Source organism: Acetonema longum DSM 6540, from assembly GCF_000219125.1.
GTDB classification, from domain to species: Bacteria; Bacillota; Negativicutes; order Sporomusales; family Acetonemataceae; genus Acetonema; species Acetonema longum.
The window spans coordinates 1-9,901 of sequence record NZ_AFGF01000129.1 but is presented as its reverse complement, the minus strand read 5'-3'; the positions used below and the strand labels follow the sequence as shown (position 1 = coordinate 9,901).

Annotated in this window: 10 protein-coding genes and 2 riboswitches; of the genes, 3 read left to right on the top strand and 7 right to left on the bottom strand. The window is 47.1% G+C overall.

Annotation, left to right across the window (positions count from 1 at the left end; genetic code table 11):
• Window positions 1-78: 78 nt before the first annotated feature.
• Window positions 79-2,520, bottom strand: a complete 2,442-nt coding sequence (ligD, locus tag ALO_RS13990; RefSeq protein ID WP_004096880.1) for a DNA ligase D — start codon at window positions 2,518-2,520, stop codon at window positions 79-81.
• 201 nt (window positions 2,521-2,721) lie between these two features.
• Here ligD and ALO_RS13985 point away from each other — a divergent pair, with 201 nt between their 5' ends.
• On the top strand, window positions 2,722-3,291 hold the full coding sequence (locus ALO_RS13985) for a CBO0543 family protein (protein WP_004096879.1): 570 nt from the start codon (window positions 2,722-2,724) through the stop codon (window positions 3,289-3,291).
• 67 nt (window positions 3,292-3,358) lie between these two features.
• A complete protein-coding gene (locus tag ALO_RS13980) occupies window positions 3,359-3,865 on the top strand; it encodes a CBO0543 family protein (protein ID WP_050807022.1) in 507 nt (168 codons plus the stop codon).
• A 79-nt stretch (window positions 3,866-3,944) separates the two neighbouring features.
• Here the strand turns inward: ALO_RS13980 and ALO_RS13975 are convergent, their stop codons facing one another.
• The 6 genes from ALO_RS13975 to ALO_RS13950 form a co-directional block, all read right to left on the bottom strand.
• Window positions 3,945-4,259 carry a DMT family transporter gene (locus ALO_RS13975; RefSeq protein ID WP_004096877.1) on the bottom strand — a complete coding sequence of 105 codons (315 nt, stop codon included), beginning with the start codon at window positions 4,257-4,259 and terminating at the stop codon, window positions 3,945-3,947.
• A gap of 1 nt (window position 4,260) precedes the next feature.
• The gene (locus tag ALO_RS13970) at window positions 4,261-4,596 is read right to left on the bottom strand and encodes a DMT family transporter (protein WP_004096876.1); all 336 of its coding nucleotides are present in this window, start codon (window positions 4,594-4,596) and stop codon (window positions 4,261-4,263) included.
• 81 nt (window positions 4,597-4,677) lie between these two features.
• A riboswitch (guanidine-I (ykkC/yxkD leader) is annotated at window positions 4,678-4,773 on the bottom strand.
• Between the two features lie 246 nt (window positions 4,774-5,019).
• Complete coding sequence (locus ALO_RS13965; RefSeq protein ID WP_004096874.1) at window positions 5,020-6,264, bottom strand: MFS transporter; 1,245 nt, start codon at window positions 6,262-6,264, stop codon at window positions 5,020-5,022.
• 114 nt (window positions 6,265-6,378) lie between these two features.
• Window positions 6,379-6,864 (bottom strand): pyridoxamine 5'-phosphate oxidase family protein, encoded by a 486-nt coding sequence (locus ALO_RS13960; protein ID WP_004096872.1) that lies wholly within the window; start codon window positions 6,862-6,864, stop codon window positions 6,379-6,381.
• Window positions 6,865-6,944: 80 nt separating this feature from the next.
• Window positions 6,945-7,039: riboswitch (guanidine-I (ykkC/yxkD leader) on the bottom strand.
• 127 nt (window positions 7,040-7,166) lie between these two features.
• Window positions 7,167-8,213: an IS30 family transposase gene (locus tag ALO_RS13955; protein WP_004096870.1), complete on the bottom strand. Its 1,047-nt coding sequence runs from the start codon at window positions 8,211-8,213 to the stop codon at window positions 7,167-7,169.
• Window positions 8,214-8,449: 236 nt separating this feature from the next.
• Complete coding sequence (locus tag ALO_RS13950) at window positions 8,450-8,980, bottom strand: gamma carbonic anhydrase family protein (protein ID WP_004096867.1); 531 nt, start codon at window positions 8,978-8,980, stop codon at window positions 8,450-8,452.
• Between the two features lie 177 nt (window positions 8,981-9,157).
• On the opposite strand from ALO_RS13950, the gene ALO_RS13945 reads away from it, so the two are divergent.
• Complete coding sequence (locus ALO_RS13945) at window positions 9,158-9,853, top strand: ArsR/SmtB family transcription factor (protein WP_004096865.1); 696 nt, start codon at window positions 9,158-9,160, stop codon at window positions 9,851-9,853.
• Window positions 9,854-9,901 lie beyond the last annotated feature (48 nt).

Genomic DNA, 9,901 nt, shown 5'->3' with positions numbered 1-9,901 from the left:
GCCATCAGATTATGTGGAAATCTGATGGCATTTTTTCAACTATATTGTGGGTGCAAAATTCGGCCAGACCAAACATATTCACTTAAGCTGCTGCTGAATCCGAAAAAAATCCTGCCAGGGGTCAGCGTCGCCAATCCTCCGGAGCGCTTCCGCCATATCGATACCATCGGGAGCCACCGTATCCAGTTCATCCCAAGCGAGGGGCATGGATACCTTGGCTCCTTTTCGCGCTCTCAGCGAATAGGGGGCAATGCTGGTAGCCCCTCTGCCGTTGCGCATCCAGTCAATGAAGATCTTGTTGGAGCGTTTGGCTTTTCTGACATTGCTTGTGTAACGGTCAGGCCACTTCAGTTCCATCACCTGGGCAACCCGTCTGGCAAAATCGTAAAACTTATCCCAGGCTACGGCAGGTTTTAAAGGTACGACCACATGGTACCCTTTGCCGCCGCTGGTTTTGAGATACGAGGTCAGGGAAAGTTCGGACAGCATGTTCTTCATATCCCGCACACCCTGGCGTACCCTGCTCAGATCCATTCCCTCGTCAGGATCCAGATCAAATACCATCAAATCAGGCTTTTCCAGCTCGTTGACACGGCTTCCCCAGGCATGAAATTCCAGTGTGCCCATTTGGGCTTCGGCAATCAGCCCGTGGGCGCTCTCGATATAGAAGTAATCTTCCATTTCTCCGCCGCTGGTAGAAATAGGAATGGTGACGATTCCTTGGCCGCCCGGACCGGGATGCTTCTTATAGAAGCAGGCCTGGGAGATGCCCTTGGGACAGCGTACAATGCTGAGAATCCTATGGCGCAAATACGGCAGCATACGCTCCGCCACCCGGACGTAATACCGGATCACATCCCCTTTGTTGATTTCAGCCTCTTCAAAGATCACCTTGTCCGGATTGGTGATCTTGATTCCCGCGACCACGATATTGTTGGCGTTTGCTTCCATCGGCCTCTCCATTTCCTGGACGAATGACGGAGTCCGGTTTTCATCCTCCGCCTTTTTCCTTTTTATGTCCCTGGGATCCTTATCCGTCCGCAGACCTTTGAAGCTTGCCTGCCTTAACAGATTATCTTCGGTCCATTCGGCAAATTTGATTTCCGCGACCAGTTCAGGTTTCAGCCAGGTGATTTTCTCATTCTTTCTGGGTTTTGGCGCGAGTGGGAAAGGGGCTTTTATTCTTTTTATGCCCGCAAATTTTTTTTCAAGTTCTTTCACGTCCGTTTCACTCAAGCCGGTACCGGCACGTCCGCTATAGACGAATTCCCCGTCTTCATAAACGCCCAGGAGAAGGGAACTTACCCCGCGCGTTTTTTTATCGGAAAGGGTATATCCTCCGATGACAAATTCCTGCCTTTGATCGCATTTCAGTTTGATCCAGTCGCCATTTCTGGCTCCGCTGTAAGTAGAATTGACCTTTTTAGCGACGATTCCTTCCAGACCTGCCTCACAGGCCGCAATCAAGCTTTTCTTGCCGTTTCCCCTGATATGCCGGCTATAGTGGAGATTTTCAGGAACATCCTTCATCAAGGCTTCCAGCGTTTCTTTCCTGTCAATCAGGCGGTTGCCCCGGAGGTCCTTGCCGTCCAGCGCCAAGAGGTCAAAGACGATATAGGTCAGACTTTGGGCCTGGCGATTTTTCAGATGATTTTGCAGAGCATGAAAATCCGTCCTGCCCGCTGCATCCGTGACGGTCATTTCGCCGTCCAGAACCATCGCCCTGCCATCGGCCCAATCGCTGAGAGAATAGGCGATATCCGGGAACCGCTTAGTATAATCTTTTCCGTTTCTAGTGATGAGCCGAACGCTGTTGCCTGCAATATAAGCCAGTATCCTGTAGCCGTCGTACTTCAGCTCATAGAGCCAATCCTCGCCTTCAGGAATCGTACGGCCCAATCGGGCCAGCTGCACCCCGGTACTGCCGAAGGGGTTTGGCGTAATCTTTTCGTCTTCCCCTTTTTCAATTTCCGTCATGGTGCGTCCGGTTCTGATGCTGGTGGTAGACAAGGGAATCCCGTCTCCGGTTTGGGCATACTCATCTTTCTCTTTCAGCAAAAGCCAGTTAGCCTTCGTTTCGCCCGGTTTCCCTTTTAAGCGCACCAGAGCCCATTTTCCCTTCAGCCTTCTTCCTTTCAGCACAAACTTCAGCATACCTTCCTGGAGCCCGCCATCCACATCACCATTGGGTTCCCAGTACCCTTCATCCCAGATCATGACGACTCCGCCGCCATATTCCCCTTGGGGAATCGTCCCTTCAAAGTTCCTGTATTCCAAAGGATGTTCCTCAACCTGTACGGCAAGCCTCTTATCACGAGTGCTGTAAGAAGGTCCCTTGGGCACCGCCCAACTCAACAGGACTCCCTCCCATTCCAGGCGGAAATCGTAGTGATCTCTGCGGGCCAGATGATGCTGGACAACAAATCTCAAACCCGCCTGAGCGGCTTCTGCCTTGCCTTCCGGTTCCGAGGTCCTGGCAAAATTCCTTTTCCGGTTGTATGCGTTGAGTTTTTCAGCCATAAAATTACACCCGGCGCCTTCTCCCTTTGGGCCTTCTCGGGCGCACCTCCGGGATTATTGTTTCCAGTTGAATGACAAGTATCCGCCGGCTTGACAACCTCTAACTACCTGGGGCGAGCGTTTTTTAATTGATCAAAAGATAAATTTTCTGATTCTGCTGCATAATAACCGTGTGATTAAACTCTTTACAGGAGGCTGCACATGTTATTAACCGTGTCAGGTATGCCCGCTGAGACCGAAATCCAAAAACTGCTTACTTCCGCACACATGGAAGAGTGGCTGCAGCATGACTTGTTCCATCTAAGGTGGTGGCTTCTGTTAGGTCTGTCCATTTTTGTGGTTGCAGTCTGGTGGAAGCTTCTTGACAAGCGGCGTCTTCCCGAAATTATATTGTATGCGGTGCTGATGATGTTAGTAATGATGGGTGTAGACGAATATGGCGAGGAATTGACCTTATGGAACTATCCCTTCGACCTACTGCCGATATTTCCGGTCATAACGGCTATAAACTTATGGATTTTGCCTCTGGCATTTTCGCTTGTTTATCAAAACTGCAGCACCCGGAAGAGCTTCGCCTTGACTACCGTACTGGTGGCCGCCTTCATTTCATTTGTCTTTGAGCCTGCCTTGACTTGGTGGGGCTATTATCAGTTGCTTAAATGGCAATATTACTATAGCTTTCTGGTATACCTGACTGTGTCTTTTTTTATCAGGTGGATAGTCGTCCGAATCTCCAGCATTGGAAAAAAGGCAAAGAAGCAGCCCTGTTAAGGAGGCGTGGATATTGACGGATTCAGGTGTCGCAGCCGCAGTGGAGCTTCAAAAACTGTTGACCAATATGCGGATTGAACAGTGGCTGCAAGATGATGTTTTTCATTTTCGTTGGTGGTTATTGCTAGGTCAATTTGCCTTTTCCGCTTTTCTTTGGTTCAAATTGGTTGATAAGTCACGATTCCCCGAGATGGTGCTTTATATGGGATTCATAACGATAATTACCTTAGTTCTTGATGAATTGGGCGAAGAATTATCTTTATGGGATTATCCTGTTGATCTAGTACCGATATTTCCGCCATTGACCGCAGTTGATCTAGCCAGTTTGCCAATAATCTATACACTGATTTATCAATATTTCGGGACCTGGAAAAGTTTCTTTTGGGCCACTCTAATAATGGCAACAATATTCTGTTTCATCTTCGAGCCAATTTTGGTATGGGGTGGCGTCTATCAAACACTTAAGTGGAAGTATTATTACGGGTTTCCGATTTATGTGACTATGGCACTATGCGTCAGGTGGATGGTTAAAATGATTTATGCCATTGCCGAGGGAGCGGAAGAAAAAAAATGACCCTATACAGAACTACCCGGCCAACACCTCAAAACACTGGCTTTCACTTCATTTAAGCCATAACGTCTTTATATTCTATTTATCCAATCAGCTTTAACCCAACGGCGGAGCCAAGCACAACAGCAATGGAAATAATCCTTGATAAACTTCTGGGTTCACCATATACAAACATCCCCAGTGTTGCTCCTCCCGCAGCTCCAATTCCAGTCCACACCGCGTAAGCCGTTCCCATGGGCAGTGTCTTCATAGCAAGTGCTAGAAATAAAAAGCTTAGGCTAAAGCTAATGAATAATAGGACAAACGCTTTCCAGCTGCGGTCTTGGTGAAGCTTGTTGATCATAGCTACCCCCATCATTTCGAAACAGCCTGCCATTATCAGAAATAGCCAATCCATATTATAGCACCTCCTTTTCTTGCTCATTGCTTAACATCTTAAGACTGATTACACCGCTCAACAGTAATACAATTAAAGCGAGCTTAGCGGGTATGACAGGGGCACCGAACAATATAATCTCTGCCAGTACGGTTCCCGCTGTTCCAAGTCCGACGAAAACAGCATATACCGTCCCAACGGCAATGTCGCGCCCAGCCATAATTATCAGGTAAAAACTTATAATTATGGCAATGATTGTTCCTCCCCATTCCAAGAAACCTTCTGCATGCTTCATACCAATCACCCAGCCCACTTCAAAAAAAGCGGCGATAACAACCGATATCCAAATTTTGTTCATATAATTTTACCACCCTTCTTCGTGCTAAAAATACCGACAAAAAAATAAAGCCCGGGAAAATAAGCTACCCTATTGTAGCCATTCTCCCGGGCTTTTATCCCTCCGTGCTGCAGTCCGCAGACTGTTGTTTTCTCTCGGACCAGACCAGCAAACTGCGGAACCCTAGAAAACAATTTATTACATTATAAAGTAATTATACACAATTACTTTGAGTTGTCAAGAATTCCTGCAGATTATGATTTTCATTGCCTTTTTAACCTTTTATCCATTCCAGTCCAGTATAGCTGATCCGGAGCCTGTTTTAAGATTTCTAATCCGCTTCTTAGTTCATTTAAGTAATTTGCAGACGGTAGTACAATACGCAGATATTGACCGGATGGAGCGTGGCCGTTAAAGATGATTGAAATAGATAACGTTTCAGTTTCAACTTGTACTCTTTCCTGCTTTATCTGCCTTTGGAAGGACGAGCAGGGCGCTGATCAGTGTAAGCAGCAGGAGTACGATCCCGGAAATAAAAAACCACAATGATACTCCCCTGCTTTCGGCAATCGGCCCTGCTATGAGCAATCCCAAAGGCATAGTCGCTGAACTGAGGCTCCCGATCAGAGAAAAAACACGTCCCATCCGATCCGGAGCAATGGTTTCCTGCAGATAGGCGATATAGGGAATGTTATACAGGTTGCTGCTGGCTCCGAGCAGCGCGCACAACGCCGCGAACCCCCAGAACCAGACCATCTCCGAAGGCAGCAGACCACATAGCAATGAGGATGTCCCCATGCCCAAAAGTCCCAGATGGATAACCGGAAACTTGTTTTTGATGGTGCCGAACTTTCCCAGGAATATGGCGCTGAGCATCATGCCCATCGCATACCCAAAGTTGACCATGCTGGCATGCCAAGCGTCGGCTCGGAAATAGTCACTGGTCATAAGTGGATAAAAAGTGGACAGAGGTGCGTAAAACACCATGCCGAACAGCGTGGCCGCCGTCACGACAAACAGCTTTCTATCCTGGCAAATAGCCACCGCTCCTTCTGTCATTTCGTCGAGAAAGCGCGTCCTTTCTTTTATATGCCGTTCAGGATCTGGTATTTTAACAAGAGCCACCATGGCGCTGGCGACAAGTGCGCCCACCAAATCGGACAGCAATATGATCCAAAGGGGCAAGACGGTATACATGGCCGCGCCCAATACAGGCCCCAGCAGAAAGGCGCCCGACTGCATAAACTGGCTCCATCCGTTGGCACGCACCAATTCCTGCTGCGGCACCAGCATGGGTACTGCGGCTTGAATGGCCGGGCTGTGAAACACATTTCCCACCGCCCTGATGCCCAGCACCACACAAACTGACCAATAGGGGGGATTGCCAAAGAGGAAGAAGAAGGCGAAAACAAGGGCCACCAGTCCAATGAAAAGGTCTGCCGCTATAATGACGGTTTTTCGGTTGAGGCGGTCGACCCACACGCCTGCAAAGGGGCCGAGAACCAACTGAGGTAAAAAGGCAAATACGCCCGCGATTGACATCATGATAGGCGACGCCGTTTCACTGGCCAGCCACCAGATTAGGGAAAACTGCACGGCGGCGCTGCCTATGAGCGATACCGTCTGCCCGCCGGCTATGGTGAGGAAATCCCGCTTCCACTTATTCTGTTGGTTTTTGTTTTTCTTCATAAGCATTTCTCTAGATTCAGGTTATAGTTTTGGGGCTGTTTTGAACGGACGGGGGTTCCGTAAAAATTGCTGTTTGGCTGCATTTGCCCGGTAAGGAAGAAACCGAATAGTGAATTACTTTTTAGCCCTGACGTATTCAATGGCTTCCTTTCCACTTATGTGCTCGATGTCAATTGCAATAATATAAGATCGCGTACATCCGCGTATTTCCTTATGTTTGGCTTCTTCCGGCTGATCTCCCGAATACTTTTCAACTAAAGCTTCAAAAGCTCCTAGCCATTCATCACCTTCTACAATTCTTGCTTTTCCAAAAGCAATGGCGCTACGAAAATAAGTAGTATATTCTTCACTTACTATCGTATCTTCATCGATTACTGAAAAAGATACCTTTGGGTTTTTCGTAATAGCATCGATTTTATGTCCAGCTTTGGCTGAATGAAAATAGATTTTCCCATTGAAATAGACATAGTTAAGTGGAACTGCGTAAGGATAATCTTCATCGCCTAAGCACGCCAGGACCCCATTAGCGCATCGATCCATTACAGATCTGGTGTCCTCCATAGATAATAATTGCTTACCTCGTCTCATTTCCCTAAACATTAGCCCGACCTCCCTCTTTCGTATTAACAAATATAGTCCAAGAAATAAAGCCTGGGAAAAATAAGCTGCCCTAACAGCCATTCTCCCGGACTTTTATTCCTCCGTGCTACATTCCGTAGACTGTTGTTTTCTCTCGGATCAGCCAGTAAGCTGCGGAACCCTGGAAAACCACTTATTACATTTACAATATTATACACAATTACTTTTCATTGTCAAGAATCCCAGAAACATTGTGTTGAATGTTTAAATTGTGTAGATTGCAATATCAAATGCAACAGTTACAGAAAGAAACCAGAATAAACTTATTGGATCATTAAAAGTTCTTTTTCAAAGCACTCTTGTGGGGTCTTGTAGCCCAAGATTTTGCGGGGAAGTTGATTGCACCATGCCTGAACCCTCTGCAATGTTGCTGGAGATACAGCACGAATGGATCTCGCTTTAGGAATAAACCGGCGAATGAGTCCATTATGTCTCTCGTTGGTTCCCCGTTCCCAGGCTGAGTAGGGGTGGGAAAAATAGGCTTTACTGCCCCATTGCGCTAGCCGTACAGCCAAATCAGCAAATTCAGAACCATTGTCCGCCGTGATACTCTTAACTATTTGTGGGAAGAGATTCCCAAACCGCTCCTGTAAGGAGTTTAGACACTGACAGACCGATTGACTTGTCTTATCAGGTAACTGCAACAGGAGCATGTGTCTTGTTTTGCGTTCGACTAAGGTTAATAGGGCGTGATCATTGGAACGTTTGCCAGATACCGTATCAATTTCCCAATGACCAAATTCATCTCTTTGTTCCACGTCCTTTGGGCGTTGTTCGATGCTATCCCCTAAAATCCGTTTGTTTTTACGCTGGATGTGGCTCTTCCCCTTGCGCCGAACCTTAAGAGCTAAATCTATGTTGCGTACCGGCAGAAACCTTCGATCAATATAGTTGTATAGCGTCTTAGTCGAGACATAGGCCTGACCATGGTGCTTGGGGTGATTTTTATAAACCCCTACGACCGTATCAGGAGACCATTTATCCTTTAGCATCTTGGTTTGTGCAAACTGTAAAAATGCTTCTACCTCTGCCAGCTTGTATTTGGGCTTACAAGCAGAGCGTCTTTTCAGATACATTGTTTGTCCGGTCTCGGGAAAATAGGCCTGATAGGAGGTTAAATCGGATCGTAGCTGCGTAACGGTTCCTCTTTTTAGTTCTCGAGAGATCGTGCTGGGGTGGCGATTGAGTTGCCGGGCAATGTACCGCAGGGAGTGCTTTTCCTGTAAAAGCGCCTGCATTCTTCCCCGCTCATAAGGGCTTAGGTGTTTGAAAGTTCGTGCGGATGTGTTATCATTGCTAGTAACAGTCATAGCTTGAAACCTCCGTATGATTGGGTTTGGTCGCTTTAATCATACTCGGTTTCTTTCTTTGGCTGTTATCTTTTTATCTGTTGCAGTTCATTTTACAATGAACCAATGTTTAAATTGATAAGCTCAGTATTGCCCAAGATTTTAATTTTCGGTAACAAACGCGGATCACGCAGGCATACCTGACAGGATTTCTACGTATCCTTCCGTCCCGTTTACCCGGATTCGTTGATCATTGGTTATACGATTTGTTCCCCATGATAACATTCACCGCCGGCGTCAGGCAAAATACCGTATCGTTCCGTCCAGAGCGTTTTGTATTTGATTGCCTGGGCATGGATGCTGTCCATCCGCTCCGGCACCTGACGGATCACTTTCGCCGGAACCCCGGCAACCAGGGAGTGCGGAGGAACAATCTGGCCTTCCCGGACTACGGCGCCGGCTGCAACGATGCTGCCTCGGCCAATCACAGCGTTATCCAACAAGATTGCCCCCACGCCGATCAGACAGTGATCCTCAATAGTAGCCCCGTGTATCACCACATTATGGCCTACCGTCACATAATCGCCGATAATGCAGGAAGAGTGGAGAACGCAATTGTCCTGTACATTAGAGTATTTCCCCAGCTCAATCCGATTGACATCACCGCGTACAACGGCATTAAACCAGATGCTGCTGAATTCTTGCATTGTCACTTTTCCTATCACGCCTGCTCCTTCAGCGACAAACGTTTTTTCATCCCTTATCGGTTCTGTGCCTTCAAATTTCATGCCGTCCCCTCCGATTATAAAATTATGAATGGCCGTCAATATAAAAATCAATCTCGTTATTTTTCACGTTGCTTATACTATGCACTCCTTATTTCTCAATCTTTTACTCTACCTATTGTAGCACGATAATAATTCGGTTAAAATCGAAGTATGAATGTCATGGATGGAGGCGGCTAAATGCTAAACCCTGATCTTAAGGAAATCACCGCTCTCATTGGTGATCCCTCGCGTCTCGCGATGCTTCTTAATTTGCTTGGCGGAAAAGCCCTCCCTGCAGGCGAACTGGCACGTTCCGCACGGATATCACCTCAGACGGCTAGCACGCATCTCGCTAAAATGGTAAAGGGAGGTCTCCTGGTTCAAGAATCTTTCGGTCGGCACAAATATTTCCAACTTGCAAGCAGTGAGGTTGGACACGTTTTGGAAGCTCTTCACACGATTGCACCTTCCAAACCCGTTCAATCACTTCGCGAATCCAATGAAGCACATGCTTTACAGTTTGCCCGTACCTGTTATGACCATTTAGCAGGTAAAATCGGTGTTGCCTTGACAGATAGGCTACTTGAATTGAATTTCATTGAGAAATCAGGCAAAGAGTTTACATTAAGCGCAGCCGGCAAAGCAAGACTGCAGGTTTTTGGCGTAGAAGTCGAAAAAAGCCAAAAGAGTCGGCGTTGCTTTGCATGTCAATGCTTGGACTGGAGCGAACGCCGGGTTCATTTAGCAGGCAGCTTAGGAGCATCACTTACGAGACGCTTGTTTGAACTAAAATGGATAGAAAGATTACCCAATGGTCGTGCCGTGCGCATAACCGACGCAGGTATCAAGGGATTATTCGAGGAGTTTGGGTTAAGTGTAATCGCTGAACAGTAATACCTTAACCCCAGGAGTTTTCGTAAAAAGGACCCAAAGCAGTTGATG

Coding starts and splice junctions, on each gene's coding strand:
- ligD (WP_004096880.1), bottom strand. CDS start 2,520: ATGGCTGAAAAACTCAACGCATACAACCGGAAAAGGAATTTTGCCAGG.
- ALO_RS13985 (WP_004096879.1), top strand. CDS start 2,722: ATGTTATTAACCGTGTCAGGTATGCCCGCTGAGACCGAAATCCAAAAA.
- ALO_RS13980 (WP_050807022.1), top strand. CDS start 3,359: ATGCGGATTGAACAGTGGCTGCAAGATGATGTTTTTCATTTTCGTTGG.
- ALO_RS13975 (WP_004096877.1), bottom strand. CDS start 4,259: ATGGATTGGCTATTTCTGATAATGGCAGGCTGTTTCGAAATGATGGGG.
- ALO_RS13970 (WP_004096876.1), bottom strand. CDS start 4,596: ATGAACAAAATTTGGATATCGGTTGTTATCGCCGCTTTTTTTGAAGTG.
- ALO_RS13965 (WP_004096874.1), bottom strand. CDS start 6,264: ATGAAGAAAAACAAAAACCAACAGAATAAGTGGAAGCGGGATTTCCTC.
- ALO_RS13960 (WP_004096872.1), bottom strand. CDS start 6,864: ATGTTTAGGGAAATGAGACGAGGTAAGCAATTATTATCTATGGAGGAC.
- ALO_RS13955 (WP_004096870.1), bottom strand. CDS start 8,213: ATGACTGTTACTAGCAATGATAACACATCCGCACGAACTTTCAAACAC.
- ALO_RS13950 (WP_004096867.1), bottom strand. CDS start 8,980: ATGAAATTTGAAGGCACAGAACCGATAAGGGATGAAAAAACGTTTGTC.
- ALO_RS13945 (WP_004096865.1), top strand. CDS start 9,158: ATGCTAAACCCTGATCTTAAGGAAATCACCGCTCTCATTGGTGATCCC.